Genomic DNA, 18,653 nt, shown 5'->3' on the forward strand with positions numbered 1-18,653 from the left:
CCACTTCTTTTGTTGATGGCAAAACAGGTAAGTTTTGACGACTTAGTACTAAGATCGTCGGTGTATCTGTTGATTCCATAGCTACTTTCCATGCGGCACGTGTTTCGTTGCCGTCTGCTGGACGTAGGACATGAACCCCTGGCATACTTCGAACAGAAGCCAATTGTTCTACTGGCTCATGCGTTGGACCATCTTCACCGACCGCTACCGAGTCATGGGTCAACACATAAATGACTGGTGTATTTTGGATCGCTGCTAAACGGACAGCTGGTCGCAAGTAATCGACAAAGACAAAGAATGTCCCGCCATAGATGCGTGTACCGCCATGTAATTGAATTCCATTCATCGCAGATGCCATTGCGAACTCACGAACACCAAACCAAATGTTGCGGCCTTCATAATGTTCAGGAGTGAAGTCTTTATCCGCTGTCACCATGGTATTATTTGAGCCGGATAAATCAGCTGAACCACCCCAGAAACTTGGGATCGCTTTTGATAATTCTTGGATGACTTCTTTACTAGACACACGACTTGCTTGGCTTTCGCCTTCTTCGTATGTTGGCAGTTCTGCATCCCAATTTTCAGGTAATTTGCCTGCAAACGCATCTTCAAATTGTTGCGCTAATTCTGGATAAGCTTCTTTGTACGCAGCGAACATGTCATGCCAAGCATTTTCAGCTTTTTCGCCTTCTTCGACCATTGTTTGATGGAAACGTTCCGCTACTTCTTCTGGTACGGCAAAGTCTGGATATTCCCAGCCGTAGATTTCTTTGGCTTTTTGAATCCCTTCTATACCGATCGGCGCGCCGTGGACCGCAGAAGTTCCTTGGTTAGGTGCGCCAAAGCCGATCACTGTTTTCACTTCGATCAATGTCGGTTTGTCTGTTTCTGCTTTCGCTTCTTCGATCGCTTTTGAGATCGCTTCTAGGTCTGTCCCATCTTTGACTAAAAGATGTTGCCAGCCATATGCTTCATAACGTGCGCCAACATTTTCAGTGAACGCTTTTGAGGTTGGTCCGTCTAAAGAAATATCATTTGAATCGTACAACACGATCAATTTGCCAAGTTTCATATGGCCAGCCATTGAACTTGCTTCTTGAGAAACGCCTTCCATCAAGTCGCCATCGCCACATAACGCATACGTGTAATGATTCACGACATCAAAGTTGTCCTTATTGTACGTCGCTGCCAAATGTGCTTCTGCCATCGCCATACCAACTGCCATTGCGATTCCTTGACCGAGTGGGCCAGTTGTCGCTTCCACACCGTCTGTATGGTTGACTTCAGGGTGTCCTGGTGTTTTTGATTCCCATTGACGGAATTGTTTCAAGTCATCGATCGTCACTTGGTACCCTGCTAAGTGTAACAAGCTGTAGAGCATCGCTGAACCGTGTCCTGCAGACAAGACAAAGCGGTCGCGGTCGACCCAATTTTTAGATGTTTTAGGATTTACTTTCAAATGTTTCGTCCACAGTGCATAAGCCATTGGTGCGGCACCCATTGGCAACCCCGGATGTCCTGAATTTGCTTTTTGTACTGCGTCGATACTCAATGTACGGATCGTATTCACACCGAGTTGATCTACTTTATCAAACAAAATAATTCCTCCTTGTTCGTTCATATAAAATAATGTTTGTTTCGCAATTTGAAAATAAGACAAGAGAATCAAAAATGAAGCGAGCATTTTCGATTTTCCTGTCTTATTACTTGGAACTGACCGCTCCTCTCACAACCTCTGATAAACGGTGTTCAAGGAGCAACCTCTTTTTACCCGATCGTTTTCCCAGTCATTTCTTCGTAATCGGTTTTCATGATCTCCCATGATTTCTCGATTTTTTCGTCTAAGCCGAACAGGCCACTGCGGCCGACGATGTAGATGTCTGGTCCTGCTGCATCAATTCGTTTGAATGATTTGCGATTGGAAGAGCCGTCCATTTCAATGACGTAGTGATAGCCTTTTTCTTCACGTAGTTCGCGTAAAGCAACGATTTTATCAAGTGTGCTTTCAATAAACCGTTGTCCAGCAAAGCCTGGATCAATCGTCATGATCGTGATTTTATCGACCAATTCGATGTATGGGAAGATCGCTTCGATCGGTGTTTCTGGATTCAATACGACGCCTGCTTTTAACCCTGCATCATGGATTTGATCGATCAAGCGAAAGGCTAGACCGTCTAATAATTCAGCGTGCATACAGATCCATTCACACTTTTGTTCGATTAATTGATTCACCCAAAAGCTTTGATCTTTGACCATTAAGTGAGCAGACATCGGCAAGTTACTGATTTTACGTACCTCGTCAATGAACCATGGAGATAACGTGATATTTGGTACGTAATGACCGTCCATGATGTCGATATGGTAAGAATCGACATGCTCATTTAAAAATTCGATTTGTTCTTTGAACTTATCCAAGTCCATTGTCATCAATGAAGGTGAAAATTCAACTTTTCCCATTATTTGTTCCCTCCTTGAAAGCTTTCCCAGTCTGCCATGAATTGAGCAATCCCTTTATCTGTCAATGGATGACTCCACAATGTTTGGTACAATGACGGCGGTACAGTGGCGATGTGTGCGCCGACTAAACTCGCTTTTTCCACGTGTTCCGAATTGCGAACACTTGCTGCGATGATTTCTGTAGAAAATCCGTAAGTATCAAGTACTTCCCGAAGTTTTGCGACAAGTTCGATCCCGCTCGTGCCTGTATCGTCTAAGCGACCTAAAAATGGTGAAATAAACGTCGCACCTGCTTTTGCCGCTAGCAATCCTTGCGCCACAGAGAAAATCAATGTGACATTGGTTTTGATCCCCAATTTTGATAACTCATTCGTCGCTTTCAATCCTTCTTCTGTCATCGGGATCTTGATCACGATATTTTCCGCCCATTGTACGATCTCTTTCGCTTCAGCGACCATCCCATCTGCTTCCAAGCTAGTCACTTCTGCTGAAACAGGTCCGTCAACGATCGAACAGATTTCTTTGATGACTTCCTCAAATACGCGTCCTTCTTTTGCAATGATCGTCGGATTGGTTGTCACCCCATCGACTAAGCCTAATGCATTGATTTTTTTGATTGCTGTTACATCTGCTGTATCTAGAAAAAATTTCATCGATTTTGCCCCTCTTGTTTACTCACTTATTTTAAAAAATTTGGATATCTTCTAAACTGATATCTTCTTCCTCTTTTTCAACTACTAAGTCCATCTCTTCTTCTGGCACGTTCTTTTTGATCACAGCTAAAACAACTGCTGTTACTAGCACGTTGACTAAGATCGCGATCACACCTGCCCATGGTCGAGACATCGTTGGGATCATCAAGACACCACCGAAAGGAACTGTTGCATCTGCACCTAAGATCATCGTTGTCGCTCCACCAGCAAAGCCTCCGATTGCTGTTGCTACTACGCCACGTACGATATCATTCATCACTAAAGGAATGACACCTTCAACGATATTGATGACACCCATTGGCACTGCTGATTTCAATGTTTCTACTTCCACTTTAGTATAGATATTCTTGCGGAACATTTTTGCGATAAAATAAGCTAAGCCAAAGCCGATCGGTGTTGCTGTATTGACTAATTGCAATGCGGTGATTGGGCCGTTCAACCCTTCCGCTTGCATCGTCAACACAAAAGCAAATACAGTTTTGTTGATTGGTCCACCGTAGTCGATCCCACTTAACAAACCGATCACACCACCAAAGATCAATAAAGAAGAATTGCCTAATCCATCTAAGAAATTCGTTAATAATAGCGTTAATGCTGCAATTGGTGCGCCAATGATATACACCATGATCAAGCCACCAACGATTGATGCGATAAACGGAATAATCAATGTCGGCATCAATCCTTTTGCCCATTTTGGAACTTTGACATGTTTTAAAATACCTAAAACAAGATACCCGGCTAAATAACCACCTAAAATCCCACCAATAAATCCAGCGCCAATAGCATTCGCTGTTAAACCAATGATAAAACCTGGTGCGATCCCTGGTTTAGCTGCAATAGAATAAGAAATCCCCGTAGCGATCACAACTGGCAATAAGCCTAGTCCTGCGCCACCCATCGTTGCTAGTGCATCCCAAATCGAAAACTCGCCTTGTACAAGCGTTCCTTGGCTCGTTCCACCAAAGGCCATACCGATCGCAATCAAGAATCCGGCACCACATACGATTGGAATCAAATATGAAATCGCTGTCAATAAATGTCCTTTTAAATTTAACCTTTTAATTGCCTCCATTTTTTGTCTCCCCCATTCTGGTAATTATTGTTGCACGACTACTTCTTCCACTTTTTCAATCAGTTTGCTCGGTGATTTCACAGCAACTTCAGTCGGTACTTGAACGATACGTTTTCCTTCAAAACGTTCACGCCCACTGATTTTGACATCTACTGCTAAAATCACAACATCTGCTTGACTGATTTGTTCTGCCGTCAATTCATTTTCGATCCCGATCGTTCCTTGTGTTTCCACATGAATCTCATGACCTGCTTTTTTTGCGGCATTTTCCAACTTTTCTTGCGCAATGTACGTATGCGCGATTCCCACCGTACATGCTGCTACTCCAACGATTTTCATTTTTTCTTCCTCCTTACTTTTTATCCAAATGCAGCGACAACTTCATCGATTTCTTTTGCAGCAATCAATCGTTCAACGACTTCATCATTTCCCAGCTTACGTGCAAACAAGGACAACAGTTTCAAGTGTTTTTGCGCACCTTCCGTATCATCTCCGACTGCAAATAAGATAATTCCTTTAACACCTTTGCCGTCTAATGTTTCCCAAGGGATCTCGGTTTCCGTCACTCCGATCGCCACACCGACTTTTTTCACATATGCGCTTTTTCCATGAGGGATAGCGATATAATTACCGATGCCTGTTTGCCCTTGTGCTTCTCGTAAGTAAATGTCTTTTACAAATGCTTCAACATTTGTAATGTATTCTTGTTCATATAAGCGATTAGCTAATTCATACAAGACCGCATCTTTCGTTTTTCCATCTAAGTTCGTTTTGATAATTGTTGGATCAATGATTTCTTTGATCTCCATTTTCCTCACTCCTCGTTAGTTACTGACAACTTCCATTGCTTTTTCAATTAATTTATTTGGTGATTTGACCGCGATCTCAGTTGGGACTTGGATGATTTTCTTTCCTTCAAAACGTTCACGTCCACTGATTTTGACATCCACTGCGAGAATCACGAGATCCGCTTGGTCGATCGCTTCTTGCGACAATTCATTCTCGATCCCAATCGTTCCTTGCGTTTCTACATGGATCTCATGTCCCGCTTTTTTTGCGGCATTCTCTAATTTTTCTTGTGCAATATACGTATGCGCAATACCCACGGTACACGCTGCTACTCCAACGATTTTCATTTTTTGTTCCTCCAATTTTTAGTCGTATTTTTATGGTTCTGCGAAATTCCCTGCTTTCAAATCATCTAGATAATCCGGATCAGCAAGTTTTCGCATAAAATCAGCAAGTCGTCGTTTGACTGCCAATGTTTCATTTTCTGCTAGTAAGACAACAATGATCAATTCTACTTGTGCGATTCGTTCCGACCATTCAGTGATTGGTTCTTCCGGACGAATCAGCCAAATCTGTGTTTTGGTTAACGCTGAATGTTCAAGATGAGGGAGAATCACACCTTCCTCAATTTGAATATCGCCTGCCGCTTCACGTTCAAGTAATGCTTGGTAAATCATTTGCGCCGCTTCCTTTGACGTAGGAAAAGCTTGTTCACTGATCCATTCATACGTCGCTACTTTAGAAGTAAGTGCGATCTCATCGAATATTTCCGCAAAATTATCTGTCATGATAAATGTCCTCGATTTTCTTTTGGATTCTTGACTGATCGTCAGCAGTTAACATCGCACTAACGATCAAAGATTGGACAGGAAATGCTTCTTTCAAGCCAACTGTCGTTAAAATCAATTCGATCCCTGGTGTCTTTTCTAACACCGACTGATAATTTTTCGTGCTGATCACATCGACGATCTCTAATTCAGGGAATTTTTTGGCTAATTTCACCTTCAATAATTCAGAAGTCCCAACGCCGGTCGTACACATGATCAGCGTTTGGATCGGAAATTGATGCGTCTCGATCATTCGGGCAAAATACAATGTAATGAACCCGATCTCATCGGGAGTGATCGTTGGTAATTGAAAGGTTTGACTCACCTGTTCTGATACTTCCGCTACAGTATTGAAAATCGTTTCATACGTTAACTGGATTTGATCCAACAAACTATTTTTGACCCTGATTTGATGACGCAAGCGATTGATCAATGGTTTGATATGATTGGCAAGATCTGTAAAAATCAGCTCATTTGCCACGTTGAGATTTAGCTTTTCACCGACTTGATGCAAATAATAAGAGGTAATCTCAATCACTTCTTCCGTGAACGTTTGTGTTTTCGATTGGTTATTATCTGTTCTAGAAGAAAGTAGATATTGATAGAGATAATAGATCTCGCTGACTGGTAATTTAGTTTTCAAGTACACTTCTACTTGGCGGATCACTTCGATCGCAATATCACGAATCACAGATTCTTTATCTAAAAATTGCAATTGTTCCATCGTTAATTTTTCACCAGCCGCTTGGTAATTCGTCTTCCTTGCTCGACGTACAGCAATGTATAGATGGGAGAAAATATTGATATTGTAAGGATAAGGAATCGTTCCATTCAATTTCTTTTCAATCAGCTTGATCTGTTCGATGACAAAATTCGCATCATAACGATTGAAGTCGAATTCATCAGATAAAGCGATTTCATCAATATCGAAAATATTCAATCGCTGAATCAATTCAGTGATTGCTCGGCGGATATTCTCTTCTTTCCCTTCGATGGCTAATGTCCGATTTTTGCGGATCAACTGTAGATCATACGTTGCGATCCGTTCGGCAATGATTTTTTCATCATTTGCAATGGCTGAGTCACCGACATAATACGTTTGATACAAATCAATGACTTTCAGTGCTTTAGGAGAGGATAATAATAATTCTTCCATTACATTATTTTGTCGTTCTGACGGTAGGACTTCCACAGAAGGCACAATCGTTTGGTTCGTCTGTGCAATATATTTCTCATAATCAAGTTTGTATCCTCGACCCTTTTCAGACAAAATCAGCGGGCCATTCGGAAACTCATCATTGATTTTTTTAACTAAGCGGTAGACGGTCTTGGTAGAGGTACTCATTAACTCTGCCAACACTTCAGAAGTAACATAATCTCGTTGTTTTGATAAAAGAAGCGTTAATTTATTCCCTCGATCCATTTGACTAGTCATAGCTCTATCCCCCCTGTATCTTTATCATAAGCGATTTTTTTGATCCTGCTTCACTACACAATGTCCATTGCAGCGGACAAAATGTATTCGGTTACACAAGGTTGTGAGAAAGCCGGTCAGCTCCGAATAGTAAGGCGGAACGTGGGAAAATAGTTTTCCATATTTTTTCACGTTTCGACTTACTATTGAAGGAGCTGGCTTTCGAACACCGTTTATTAGATTGTGAAAGAAGCGCTCAGCACTGAGTAATAAGACAGAAAAATCGAAAATGGCTTTTTCATTTTTGATTTTTTTGGCTTATTATTGAAGTGCTGCTTCTTGAACACCGTTTATCATAGGTTGTGAGAAAAGCGCTTTGACCTGAGCAGTAAGATGGAAAATCAGAAAATAGCTTTTCATATTTTTTGATTTTTCAGCTTAATGTTGAAGGTCAGCTTTTCGAACACCGTTTATCATAGGTTGTGAGAAAGCCGGTCAGCTCCGAATAGTAAGGCGGAACGTGGGAAAATAGTTTTCCATATTTTTTCACGTTTCGACTTACTATTGAAGGAGCTGGCTTTCGAACACCGTTTATTAGGTTGTGAAAGAAGCGTTCAGCACTGAGTAATAAGACAGAAAAATCGAAAATGGCTTTTTCATTTTTGATTTTTTTGGCTTATTATTGAAGTGCTGCTTCTTGAACACCGTTTATCAGGTTGTGAGAAAAGCGTTCATCTCCAAACACCTAAGAATCTGCCCCTCATTCCCAGCTTCTTCACAACCATATAGTTACATTATTTAAACTAAAGATAACTATATGAAAACATAACACTTTGGTCATAAATTTTAAAGCGAACATCATAAATAACCTTTTGAAATATTTTTTAATTTAAGATTTTATTCTCTCAACCAGCTTGATTGATTCGTAATGCCAACATGGATTCTTTGAACAGCCTCACAGCTTTAAAATAACTTTCGGTATTAATTGAAATAACTTTGTTTGCCCTAAAATAAGTACAGCAAGTGAACCTACAAATTACACAATATCTCTAACATAGAATACACAACCCATCACAGAGAGAAATTTTCTGCATAAATAAGGCGACATCCACAAAAATACAAAGAATTTTCATGGATGTCGCCTTGTTTGTTGAGGTTAAAAACTCACGTCCTACCTCAATTTTTCAATCAAATAAGTGTTCAAATGACTTTGCTTCCATTAGCAATATTCCTCATCAATTAGCTGGTACATCACTTAATGACCAATTGATCGTCGCTTGGTAAGGCTTCCCTACCGCAACCTGATCGCCATCGACATTCAACTGGACATTTTTATAACTTAATTCCCAGGCACCTTGACCCGTACCAGCAGTGGCATCCATGACAGAAACAGCCGCACCGTCTTCTTGTAAGGTAAAGTCAAGCGCTTGAGGTTCTTTTGCAGTATTTCCTGTCGCTGTGCTTAGATTGCCTGCATGAAAACTGATACTTGCGCCTTTTAAGAAGGTGCCAAACGGTGCTGTACCCAAATCAGCTGTTGGATCGCTCGTAAATTGTTGCGTCATTGATGCTGTCACATGCCAGCCTTTGTTTGTATAGGATTCATCGGTGACTTTTAATCCTGTTTGCGCCTCACTGTCATATGCGTGAGTACCTGATTTCAATGCCTGTGTCCCAAATTCCACGGTTGGTACTTCATCAAGTGTTGGCAAAGCCGGTGGCGCTGTGACATTCAGAGTAAAAGCCACAGTGCCTGCGTGGTAATACTTATTTGCATCAACGGCTAAAGCCTCGCTCAGACTGCCATACGTATTGCCATCAGGCGCTGTCACATCTTTGATTATGGCACCAGCGGGAAGTTCAGGTAAATGATCACTCGGATCTTTGATGACTCCACCGGTTACACCTGTTTCAGTCGGAATCACAGGCAGATCAGGAACATTGGGTCTCGTACCCTCTACATATTTATAGGAAAAACTAGCCGAAGCTGCATCGGTCGCTAAGTAAATCGTAAAATAATTCGCCCAAGGATTGTTGGCTAAATCATCAAATTTTGAATTGGCAGTAACCGCTGAAGCAATATCCGGATATGTTTTCCCACCTTGACCGTCAGGAGCCACAACGTGATCTAATTTATATCCTGTTGGTACGCTTAATTTAGGTACTGTTGGGAAGGTTGCCCCATATTTACCAGTAAACGACGGTGGACTAGCCAATGGTAATGCTGGCGCCGATCCTGCTGTGAACGAGAGGGTCGAGGCTGGATGACCACCCATCAATCCTGTGATTGGATCTGTTACGACCCCAGTTCCTGGCGTATCTTTTAGGTAATATGTTCTGAAATCCACTTTCTCGTCAATAGGCGTATAATAAACATTGATCGCGTTAGGATTTGCTTTGACATATTCATCATAGTTAGCCACAGAGATTGATTCCCCACTTAAAAAAGTATATCCGGTAAGCGCTGGTGCACGATAAGTGAAATTGTCTGAGGCATTCGCTGCACCGTCTGTTACACCGATCTTGTCACCCACATTCGCAGTGATCGTAGCTGCTTCTACTTTTTTGATGGGTTCATTCGTCGTCGCATCGATAAAGTTCACTGGGAAAGTTACCGTACCACGAGTCGCCATAAATGAAGCATTTTTAGAAGCATTCCCACTTTCGATCACGCCAGTGTTGTTCCCTGTAATTGCCAAGCTACCAAAAGAAATATTTTTTCTAATGGTGATCGTTCTTGAAATTGTTTTTGGACCGTATGCGCCATTATTGTTATAGCCAGTGTCTGGCGTAGAAGTAAGTGATAGTTTGCCAGTGTAAGTACCATTTTTATTATCTACAATATCCGACCAAGCCAATGTTTGTGTTTCAGAGCTCCAACGAGTTGTTCCAGACCCTTGAAACTGCAACGGCGCTGACGCTTCTACCCATGGAACAGTAGCGGTACTTGATTGTTCGATAGCCCCAGTTGAATCTGTCTTTCGAATTTCGATTTTATCCTGACCTTTATTGGTGCCAGTTGGGCCATCAAATGCACTGTTGTACCAAATGTCACGCCCTACAAAGAAACTGTCTTTTAAGCCAGCGATCCCTAACTTCTGTCCCGTTGCATTCGGTGCATTTTGTTTGATCGTCTCGTTATTTGCCGGAGTTAAAAAGAATCCCGCAGCATCCCCCATTTTCCAAACATCTGCTTTATCATACCAATAGGGCGTTTTGATCGTTAAAGGTTTAGAAAAATCAAGTGTTGCGATAGTAGATTGATAGACCCATGAATTTTTAACTGAATTGGCTAACCAGAGATAATTGTTTCCCGAAGGATCCCATTTCCACCACTTGCTATCCCCTGTTAATATACTCCAGTTATTGGGATTTTGTTGAAAGGTGCTATCCAAAGTATGGTTGCCAGTATCTGAATTTTTCCCAGGCTCTAATGTACCAGAAATAGCCGTAGCCGCTTCAACTTGATCTCCAAAATTGGGACTCAAAAAGGGCGATAGAGCAAGGATACTGAACCCGATAGTAATTTTTGATATGATTGTTTTCTTTTTATTCATCCATTTTCTCTTCTTTCTTTTGAGATGGTTGCGCACTTATAAGACACAAAGTATGCGGTATCTTGCTGAAGACAGCACTTCTATTTTTCACGGTCTATACATAATAAGTATTATTTATCGATTAAAACAAATCATAAAAACGTATGACAGTTGTCTACATTTTTTTAATCATTTCATTTATTTAGTAGGTTTTCTCATGAGATATCTATATAATATTGAATAAGAAACGTGCCATTTTAATTTGATCCAAGCACAGTGGAGGTGAAGTCATGAGAGAATATTTTTTTAATTATAAAGAAAATGAAATTATCCAGTTCTTCCAATACTGTTATATAAATAAAAAAGATTATTATCCAAAGAAAAGTATCCAAGAAGCACTAAATATTTCAGAGTATCGTTATAAAGCAATCGGCAACAGAGTGGAAGAAATAAAAGAACAGTATCCAACTTTTGACTTCAGCTATGATAAACATGGCTTATCTATCTGTTTTTCAAAAGAATTTTTGTTACTTAAAGTCTACATTCTCCTATTTAAAGAAACTGTTGGATTTAAATTCGTCCTTTCTATTTATAAAGAAGAATTTCAAAACTTATCCTCTTTTTCTGAGTCTGTCCATATGCACCAACAAAGTGTGTTACCTAAGCTGAAACCTGTACGAGTGCTGCTTGGGGAACACTCCCTTGAGTATTTGTTATTCAAGAAAAAAATCAGTGGTGAAGAATACCGTATCCGTCATTTTTTCTTTGAACTTTTCTGGCATTTACATGATGAGAGGGAACCGATCATCCCTGAATATCCTGAGAGTTTCCAAGCACTCGCGGCAATGATCCACGAATATTTGCCGATGCATTCTCGCGAAGATATCCGTAAGCTCTATTTATTTATGAAGATCACACAACACAGAATAAATCATGGTCATCCGATCACTAGCTTACCTGCCACGATTGCAGAAGTTAGAAATCCTTTGATCACTTATGACGTTTTCAAACAACAAATACAATCAAAAGAAATCGCTAGTCGCTTTTTCAAAAAAATATTAACTGAAACAGAAATCAATTATCTTTACTACGTGTTCACTGTCGTGCCTACTTATACTTATCATGAAAAGGAGGAATTACCACCTTGTCGTGACTTTTATACGGAGGAGTACAAACAGCTTGAACAATCGATTTTAGAACAACTATTTCAACAAACGGAGCGACGATTGACCTTGCAACAGGAACGTTTTCTCTCCCTCAACATGATCTATCGAGTAACCTATTTTCTCAGTTATGGAAGTGACAGCTACGTGCCGCCTTACTCTGATTTAGAGCATTTCTATTATGGCGATCCAACAAAGGACCATTATTTTAAAATCGTAGACAAGATTATTTCTCAAATTCCACTAAAAGAAGAAAAATGGCAACGGATCTTCAATAGTCAGTCTTTTCGTTTCTCGTTGTTCCAACTATTGTCATGGGTCCTTGAAGAACAGCTAGATTCAGTGAAAGTAGCCATACTGACTAAATATGGAAAACTCCATAAAACAGAGCTCGTCCGCTACTTAGAAAAACTAAATCCTAGACCCATCGAAGTGGTGGAATATGATAAATGGCCTGAGATCATCTTTTGTGACTTTCCCTTAAAAGAAGGACAGGAAATCAATCCAAAGGCAGAAATCTATTTTATCGGTGTCAAACCAACTCCGTTACAATGGCTCGAGATCGTGAATTTCATTGATACCTTACGTACGAAAAAGCAATTTGGCCATTTAGAATGAGCGAATAAGCAGCAAAAAAACAAAAATACGAGAAGCTCTTTTCGGTTTTTACTGCTCATTTACCGGAGCTGTGCGCTTCTGTCACAACCTCCTACTCTATCTAAACTCTTGATTTTCAAGAATGACGGTCAATCAAACGTCTATCAAACGAAAGGGCAGTAACGTTGATATTTTTGAGCGTTCCCCGTTAAGTACGCCAGACGAAAATCAAGAAGAAAATAGTAGCAATAGTAATAATCAGAAGCGGTAGGATAAACTTGAAAAGATATTGTTTATCCTTCGCTTTTTTGACGACGACTGCCTCTTGTTCAAATGTTGCGGCAGGTGTTATTTCTCCATGCACCTTTTTCGCTTCCACGAGTATGCGGTAAGGTGTTTGCTCTTCTTGACTACATGTAACTAGAAAAAGAATCTCTGCGCCTCTATCAGCAAATTTATCGACTTCTTTTTCTCTGATCAGCGAGGACTTTTCCACTTTGTATTGATAATAATCATTTAGATAGTGAATATAAATCGAATCACCTTTTTTCAGTTCTTCGATTCGAGCAAAAAGCAGATCGTAAGCTCCAGCGTGATGACCAATCAACGTCATTGATCCCAACTCTGGTTCACGCTGAGGAAACAAACTAACTACTCCATCAATCAGATGCTCTGTTGTCAAACCAAGAAATATCGGTTGTGAAATCGCTACGTTAGGTATAACGATCTGACCAATCGCATCGTCACTGGTTTGGCGCGCCGCCTCAAAGACATCTTGAACATTCAATGCTTTGACAGCTTCAGATGGTGGCACATTTTCTGGCACTTCGTTTCGAATCGTTGTACGCTCAAATTGCGAGTGGGTCGCTATCAGAAAATACTTCGAAAAAGGCACAGCCATTAGACTCACAGCAAATAATACTAAGACACTGATCAATAGCTTCAATCTATTTTGACTGTTTGATCGGCCTCTCCTTTTCCTCCAGTTAGCCATCGTAGCTACCTTGATCAATCGAATCGTTGACCCATTCAAGATTTTCCTGTGTCAATTGCCTACTTTGTAACGCATCTTTTGTCAGCCAATATAAGTCTGCCATTCCTTTAACGCAACTTGTTTTAAAATAAACTTGTCTCATCAAACATCATCCCTGTTTTTATCGATTCATTCTGACTAGTAGTGTCTGACCGCTCTTTTCTGACGTAGCTTTCCCCGTCTAACCGTCCCATACCAAAGAGCATTTTTCCAGACAATGCTGCTAGCATTACCCCTGTATCTGTTTTTCCCACTCTTGCATCTTCACCCATTCCAGCGCTCGATTTACTTCTTTTATTTAGTACCAAATGCTCCCCAGGGTGAAAGAAATCCTCTTTTTTCACCACTTTTTTCTTACTCTCATGTTTCTTTGGCGGTTCCCCTTGAGTCTGTGATGCTTGCTTTTCTGCTTTCTCTTCTTTAGAAGAAGGTGTTGTTTCTTCAGCTGGCAACGGCATGCGTTCCGGGTTTTTAGGCGCGACAGATTCTGAAGGATTTAGCGGATTGAGAATTTCTTCATCTGCAGCAGTAATCGTATGGTCTCCCTGAACAATAAGGGCAAAAAATATACTGGCATAAAGATAGCTTTTACTAAATTTAGGAAGAGATATTTTCGTGATTTTTCTCATGATTCTTCCCACACTTCTGTATTTTTACATTTACGATCAGATCGCCTAACTTTTCCCAATCGGATGCTGTTGGAGGAGATAGCCAAATCACTTGATGTTGCTTACTTTGCCACTTCAACATATCTGAAATACAAATATCCGCGGTTTCTCCTGATTCTCCTACAAAAGACTCAATATTCAACTTACCAAAAGCATCCACCTGTTCTTGAATGTAGCGGCTGTAACTTTCGCCAAAAGAAAAATCAATGGCGATCCTTACTTTTGGTGAAAGAAGCTCAATCGGTAAACTTGCCAAAAAGAGAAAAATATATTCTTTTGCCAACTCATGGTAATTCGCTCGAACTGTTTCTGTACACCATTCTAAATCCAATAATTCTTGCACGATACGATAAGCAAGTGCTTCCGCCAACTGGTAATTTTCTTTAATAAACGAAAACTGTTGGATCGTTGAATTTTCGAAATTTGTGCGTTTCTGAAACACCAATTTGTTATGGATCAGTGAAAGCTCATCGATGACCTCACGTGTTTCACCCCATGAAACTACATCGTGAAATTCTGCAACGACGCTACTGATCACTTTTTCATTGAGAGAGGTAATCACTTCTGTTTCGATCAGACGACAATATGGCGATAAATTCTCACTGCTGATGAAGTACAAAAGCTCGTAAATCTCTGCTTCTTGCAAATTTTGAAAGTATGGACTTAAAACCGCCATTATCTTTTGTACCAACCCTTCCTCCTGCACAGTAGATATGATCGGTTCGCCTTGATGCCCAAAGTAGTTACGGACCTTTAAAACAAATAAGCGATACAACAGCTTTACCTGTTGTGAATTTGAAAGCTCGTGTTCAAGGAAATGAGTGATTCGGCGAAGTTGATCGATGATTTCACTTAATTCTTCTTTCATACTTTCAGTAAAAGGATAGGCATTTACTCCGTACAGCGTGTAATAATACCCATACAAAAACGATTGAATATCTCTTTCTTTTCCAATGAACTGACAACCGCTAGAAATCTCGATTTCAAAAAGTTTTAACAGCTCATTTGCCTTTGACATGATTTTATAAACGGTTGCTCTTGAAGCGTATAATACATCTTCTAAATCAAAGGTATTTTCGACTTGTTCCATAAGCACAGCCTTTATCAAGGGAGTCAAAGTACTTTGACTCGCATAACAGCTGATCAAGCAAGAGATATTTGCAAATGTTTTCCGCGTATATTTCACAGTCTTCGGTTTTACCCCAGTTTCTATGACGAACTGATCCGTCAAATCAAACTCCTTCAAATCCTCTTGGACATCTTTTATACAGCTCTCGAGTTCGTATCGATTCATCTTCAGCTCCTCCATCACACTTGCTTGTAACAGAGGAACAGAAGCATTGGCATCTAAATAAAAGAGTAATTTCAGTCTGCCTATTGATTTTTTATCTAGGAATTCCAACATCATTTTGTATCACCATTTTCTAATTGACAGCATCGCTTTACGGCAATGAGATTTTATCTTCTTCGTCTTCTTCATTTTTTTTGCGTCGTTTCCACAAAATAAAGAATAAGATGAAAGCAAGCAATGCTAAAACGATAGCTCCAATCAAGAAGTAGATCCAAGTATTATTCTTTTCGATCGTTACATCTTTCGCATTTAATTCTTTTGCTTTCTCCGCAGAGATAGTGAAATCTTTTTCAAAATGCCATTTGTACACATAATGAACATCCGTATCTTTACCCTCTGAATCTTTTTCTGTTTGGATATATTCTCCCTTAGGATCTTTTTGACCATACACATCCATGGCTAAATGATACGTTCCAGCTTTCATCGGTTGGGATGGATTACCACTATCCAACATCCCTTGATTACTGATAGCGATCGGGTAATCGAAATTCGTATTTGGTGCCATCTGCATCATTTCTCTGACTGAAGTGAACGTCATACTTGGATCATCGACGTTGGTTACTGTTGCGTCCACTTTCATTTGATTCAAATAACCCATTTCTGAATTTTGAAGATTCGCATTGATGACATTACGCGCATTGACTTGAGAAGGAGCAACATCATTCAAAGTTAGTGAGGGCGCAACTTTTGTTTTTGTTTGTTGCAGCAATAGGGCTTCTACATAACTAAATTCGTTCTTTAAAGACACACCTTTCGCCTCTTTGGAAGAAGTGTCCGTTTCAGAAGATTTTTGCTTGAACGTCAATCCACCTGCAATTACACCATCAAATTTTTCAGATGGCATCGTTACCTCGATAGCTACGTCTGTTTGAGAGTTTGGTTGCAAAGCTACTTCATTCGGCATCTTCACATAATCCGCTAGATCAAACTTTAGTGTTTTATCTTGTTTGTTTTCACTTGGACTGTATTCCACCACACCATTGATATTCGTCGTTGCACTTGCTACATTTGCTTCAACTGTCACAACTTTATCGGTTGAATTATCCAGTAATACGTGGATCGTCTGTTTCTGCCCAGGTGTCATCAATAAATCAAAATAAGAGACCTCTTCTGCTTGGTTTTCCGGTAAGACTGGTGTCATTGAAAATTGAAACTCATTTGCCTGGACGACATTGCCGCCCACCACCATCGTCATGACCATTACGAACATCATTAAATAAAATTTTGCCCTTTTCACTATTGCTGCTCTCTCCTTAATTTCTATAAATAGAAAAGCTGTGTCAAAAGCTTTCCCAACTTTCGGATAGCCTTTGACACATTCTCTTCTTTTTAAAGCTGAATTTTTCCAACAATGCCTTGTTCAAAAAGTGAGCGAGGTCAACGAAAAAAGTGGGGGGATTCTCGGGTTCCTCTTTTACTTTCTGAATTCGAACATTTCTGGTTTTGATAAATGTTTTAAAAATTTCTTAGTTAGCTGGTGTATCACTTAATGACCAAGTCATTGTTGCTTTATAGTCACTTGCTAATTTTGTTGAAGCACCTGGAACTTCTAGTTTTACAGATGAATCTTTTGTTGTATCTGAACCAAAATCGACTAAACTTGTTCCAGCTCCATTGCCATCAGTTGCACCCATGACCACGTCTGATTGAACATTTGGATCTAACATTGTAATTGCTTTTACTTTATCCGCAGGTGTTTTAGATGCTGAAACAATCGTTGCATTAGTCAAATAAACTTTTGCACCATCTAAGTTTTCACCTGGTTTACCAGCATTATCAGCATCTGTTGAAGCAAAATCACTAACTTTGACTGTTAAGCCCCAACCAGCTAATGAACCACGGTTATCTGTTACTTGAACGTAGTTTGGACCAGTTTTAGCATTACCAGCTGCATCTTTGTATTTTTGTGCTGCCGCATTGTAAACTTTGTCTACAGATGTGATCTCTTGTGTACCAAAATCAAAAGATGAAGCAAAGTCAATCGACAATGGACCTGGTGTTCCAGGAACAACTGGGATCGTTGGATCAGGGTTTTCCGGAACGATCGGCTGTGTTGGATTCAATGGATCGATCGGATCAGTTACACTAGCAGATGGGATATATTTGATTGAACCATATGCCCCATATGACGCTACTTCATCTGCTGATACGGTTGTAGCTACTCCTGCTGCGATCATTGATACTAGTAAAGCTGTGGTATATAACGTTACTTTTTTCATGTGAATTTCTCCTTTACAATGACGACATTGTTATTTGTTTGTTGGCAGATCTGAAAGAATCCAGACCAAATTAGTTTGATAGCTCACTGGATCTTTAGGTGTTGATCCAGGAACAAACAATTGAATCGCAGAAGTAAAAGTTGTGTTTACTTCTTCTCCTTCAATTAGTTCCTTTTTTTCGTATAAATCTGACATATCTCCCCAGCGTGTAATCCATGTTCCAGCACCTTGGTCAACCGCCGCACTAGTGATCATGCTCTCTTGATTCGGAACCATTCCTAGTACTTCATAAGTGGTAGGTTGCGGGGAGTTGCTATTACTTACCATCTTTGGTTTCAAGAAAAACAAAGTCGCCCCTGTTAATTCTTCGTATTGAGTCGGCTCTTCGGCACGAAACTGGTGGGTTTCTTTCACCTTTAATGTCCAGCCAGCCAATGTCCCACGATTATCTGTCACTTGAACAAAGTTCGGAGTGATCAAATGAGGATCATTGAAGTATCTTTGCGCCTGTGCAGCATAATACTCATCTTTATTGGAAATCTTATTCATCCCAAAATCCAAACTACTAGCAAAATCAATCGATAACGCGCCGCCTGTACCAGGCTCTGGTCTCGAACCATCAGGATTCATCGGATCAACTGGAATCTCCGGATTGGTAGGATCTACAGGAAGTGTCGGTTCTTTTGATGATCGGAATTTTACCGCATCATACCCTCCTACATCATCATGAGGCGCTGCAAAAACCATTTGACTGGCTAGAGCACCAAGCAATGTCGAAAGCACGCTTGCTAATAAAAACTTCTTCATCTAATCC

Annotated in this window: 18 protein-coding genes; 1 reads left to right on the plus strand and 17 read right to left on the minus strand. The window is 40.3% G+C overall.

What is annotated here, in order from left to right; all coding sequences use genetic code 11:
- From tkt to JZO83_RS10905, 10 genes are all read right to left on the minus strand, one after another.
- Window positions 1–1,597: transketolase (tkt, locus tag JZO83_RS10860; protein WP_207115758.1), on the minus strand; the 1,597-nt coding region annotated here is incomplete at its 3' end.
- A 170-nt stretch (window positions 1,598–1,767) separates the two neighbouring features.
- Window positions 1,768–2,457 carry a D-allulose 6-phosphate 3-epimerase gene (gene alsE / locus JZO83_RS10865; RefSeq protein WP_207115759.1) on the minus strand — a complete coding sequence of 230 codons (690 nt, stop codon included), beginning with the start codon at window positions 2,455–2,457 and terminating at the stop codon, window positions 1,768–1,770.
- Complete coding sequence (fsa, locus tag JZO83_RS10870; RefSeq protein WP_074800904.1) at window positions 2,457–3,110, minus strand: fructose-6-phosphate aldolase; 654 nt, start codon at window positions 3,108–3,110, stop codon at window positions 2,457–2,459. Before fsa ends, alsE begins: the two co-directional genes overlap by 1 nt.
- A 31-nt stretch (window positions 3,111–3,141) precedes the next feature.
- Window positions 3,142–4,242: a PTS fructose transporter subunit IIC gene (locus tag JZO83_RS10875; protein ID WP_206859212.1), complete on the minus strand. Its 1,101-nt coding sequence runs from the start codon at window positions 4,240–4,242 to the stop codon at window positions 3,142–3,144.
- 24 nt (window positions 4,243–4,266) lie between these two features.
- Window positions 4,267–4,581: a PTS fructose transporter subunit IIB gene (locus JZO83_RS10880; RefSeq protein ID WP_010734014.1), complete on the minus strand. Its 315-nt coding sequence runs from the start codon at window positions 4,579–4,581 to the stop codon at window positions 4,267–4,269.
- 20 nt (window positions 4,582–4,601) lie between these two features.
- Complete coding sequence (locus tag JZO83_RS10885) at window positions 4,602–5,051, minus strand: fructose PTS transporter subunit IIA (protein WP_207115760.1); 450 nt, start codon at window positions 5,049–5,051, stop codon at window positions 4,602–4,604.
- Between the two features lie 15 nt (window positions 5,052–5,066).
- Entirely contained in the window at window positions 5,067–5,378 is a 312-nt protein-coding gene (locus JZO83_RS10890; RefSeq protein WP_206859215.1) for a PTS fructose transporter subunit IIB, read from the minus strand.
- Window positions 5,379–5,408: 30 nt separating this feature from the next.
- A complete protein-coding gene (locus JZO83_RS10895) occupies window positions 5,409–5,819 on the minus strand; it encodes a PTS sugar transporter subunit IIA (protein ID WP_207115761.1) in 411 nt (136 codons plus the stop codon).
- Window positions 5,809–7,293, minus strand: coding sequence for a PRD domain-containing protein (locus JZO83_RS10900; RefSeq protein WP_207115762.1), 1,485 nt, complete (start codon window positions 7,291–7,293; stop codon window positions 5,809–5,811). The genes JZO83_RS10895 and JZO83_RS10900 overlap by 11 nt, the downstream gene beginning before the upstream one ends.
- 1,214 nt (window positions 7,294–8,507) lie before the next feature.
- Window positions 8,508–10,829, minus strand: a complete 2,322-nt coding sequence (locus JZO83_RS10905; RefSeq protein WP_207115763.1) for a WxL domain-containing protein — start codon at window positions 10,827–10,829, stop codon at window positions 8,508–8,510.
- Window positions 10,830–11,098: 269 nt separating this feature from the next.
- Between JZO83_RS10905 and JZO83_RS10910 the strand changes: the two genes are divergently transcribed.
- Window positions 11,099–12,589: a helix-turn-helix domain-containing protein gene (locus tag JZO83_RS10910; protein WP_207115764.1), complete on the plus strand. Its 1,491-nt coding sequence runs from the start codon at window positions 11,099–11,101 to the stop codon at window positions 12,587–12,589.
- A 187-nt stretch (window positions 12,590–12,776) separates the two neighbouring features.
- On the opposite strand, the gene JZO83_RS10915 is transcribed toward JZO83_RS10910, so the two are convergent.
- The 7 genes from JZO83_RS10915 to JZO83_RS10945 form a co-directional block, all read right to left on the minus strand.
- Window positions 12,777–13,562 (minus strand): class A sortase, encoded by a 786-nt coding sequence (locus JZO83_RS10915; RefSeq protein ID WP_207115765.1) that lies wholly within the window; start codon window positions 13,560–13,562, stop codon window positions 12,777–12,779.
- Window positions 13,555–13,704: a hypothetical protein gene (locus JZO83_RS10920; RefSeq protein WP_207115766.1), complete on the minus strand. Its 150-nt coding sequence runs from the start codon at window positions 13,702–13,704 to the stop codon at window positions 13,555–13,557. The genes JZO83_RS10915 and JZO83_RS10920 overlap by 8 nt, the downstream gene beginning before the upstream one ends.
- Window positions 13,685–14,230, minus strand: a complete 546-nt coding sequence (locus JZO83_RS10925; protein WP_207115767.1) for a hypothetical protein — start codon at window positions 14,228–14,230, stop codon at window positions 13,685–13,687. Before JZO83_RS10925 ends, JZO83_RS10920 begins: the two co-directional genes overlap by 20 nt.
- Window positions 14,199–15,677: a helix-turn-helix domain-containing protein gene (locus JZO83_RS10930; protein WP_207115768.1), complete on the minus strand. Its 1,479-nt coding sequence runs from the start codon at window positions 15,675–15,677 to the stop codon at window positions 14,199–14,201. The genes JZO83_RS10925 and JZO83_RS10930 overlap by 32 nt, the downstream gene beginning before the upstream one ends.
- Window positions 15,678–15,711: 34 nt before the next feature.
- The gene (locus tag JZO83_RS10935) at window positions 15,712–16,857 is read right to left on the minus strand and encodes a DUF916 and DUF3324 domain-containing protein (protein WP_207115769.1); all 1,146 of its coding nucleotides are present in this window, start codon (window positions 16,855–16,857) and stop codon (window positions 15,712–15,714) included.
- Between the two features lie 229 nt (window positions 16,858–17,086).
- Window positions 17,087–17,839, minus strand: coding sequence for a WxL domain-containing protein (locus tag JZO83_RS10940; RefSeq protein ID WP_207115770.1), 753 nt, complete (start codon window positions 17,837–17,839; stop codon window positions 17,087–17,089).
- 30 nt (window positions 17,840–17,869) lie between these two features.
- Window positions 17,870–18,646, minus strand: a complete 777-nt coding sequence (locus JZO83_RS10945; RefSeq protein ID WP_207115771.1) for a WxL domain-containing protein — start codon at window positions 18,644–18,646, stop codon at window positions 17,870–17,872.
- Between the last annotated feature and the right edge of the window lie 7 nt (window positions 18,647–18,653).

The organism is Enterococcus sp. DIV1298c (assembly GCF_017316315.1).
Classification (GTDB): Bacteria; Bacillota; Bacilli; order Lactobacillales; family Enterococcaceae; genus Enterococcus_B; species Enterococcus_B mangumiae.

Coding starts and splice junctions, on each gene's coding strand:
- alsE (WP_207115759.1), bottom strand. CDS start 2,457: ATGGGAAAAGTTGAATTTTCACCTTCATTGATGACAATGGACTTGGAT.
- fsa (WP_074800904.1), bottom strand. CDS start 3,110: ATGAAATTTTTTCTAGATACAGCAGATGTAACAGCAATCAAAAAAATC.
- JZO83_RS10875 (WP_206859212.1), bottom strand. CDS start 4,242: ATGGAGGCAATTAAAAGGTTAAATTTAAAAGGACATTTATTGACAGCG.
- JZO83_RS10880 (WP_010734014.1), bottom strand. CDS start 4,581: ATGAAAATCGTTGGAGTAGCAGCATGTACGGTGGGAATCGCGCATACG.
- JZO83_RS10885 (WP_207115760.1), bottom strand. CDS start 5,051: ATGGAGATCAAAGAAATCATTGATCCAACAATTATCAAAACGAACTTA.
- JZO83_RS10890 (WP_206859215.1), bottom strand. CDS start 5,378: ATGAAAATCGTTGGAGTAGCAGCGTGTACCGTGGGTATTGCGCATACG.
- JZO83_RS10895 (WP_207115761.1), bottom strand. CDS start 5,819: ATGACAGATAATTTTGCGGAAATATTCGATGAGATCGCACTTACTTCT.
- JZO83_RS10900 (WP_207115762.1), bottom strand. CDS start 7,293: ATGACTAGTCAAATGGATCGAGGGAATAAATTAACGCTTCTTTTATCA.
- JZO83_RS10905 (WP_207115763.1), bottom strand. CDS start 10,829: ATGAATAAAAAGAAAACAATCATATCAAAAATTACTATCGGGTTCAGT.
- JZO83_RS10910 (WP_207115764.1), top strand. CDS start 11,099: ATGAGAGAATATTTTTTTAATTATAAAGAAAATGAAATTATCCAGTTC.
- JZO83_RS10915 (WP_207115765.1), bottom strand. CDS start 13,562: ATGGCTAACTGGAGGAAAAGGAGAGGCCGATCAAACAGTCAAAATAGA.
- JZO83_RS10920 (WP_207115766.1), bottom strand. CDS start 13,704: ATGAGACAAGTTTATTTTAAAACAAGTTGCGTTAAAGGAATGGCAGAC.
- JZO83_RS10925 (WP_207115767.1), bottom strand. CDS start 14,230: ATGAGAAAAATCACGAAAATATCTCTTCCTAAATTTAGTAAAAGCTAT.
- JZO83_RS10930 (WP_207115768.1), bottom strand. CDS start 15,677: ATGATGTTGGAATTCCTAGATAAAAAATCAATAGGCAGACTGAAATTA.
- JZO83_RS10940 (WP_207115770.1), bottom strand. CDS start 17,839: ATGAAAAAAGTAACGTTATATACCACAGCTTTACTAGTATCAATGATC.
- JZO83_RS10945 (WP_207115771.1), bottom strand. CDS start 18,646: ATGAAGAAGTTTTTATTAGCAAGCGTGCTTTCGACATTGCTTGGTGCT.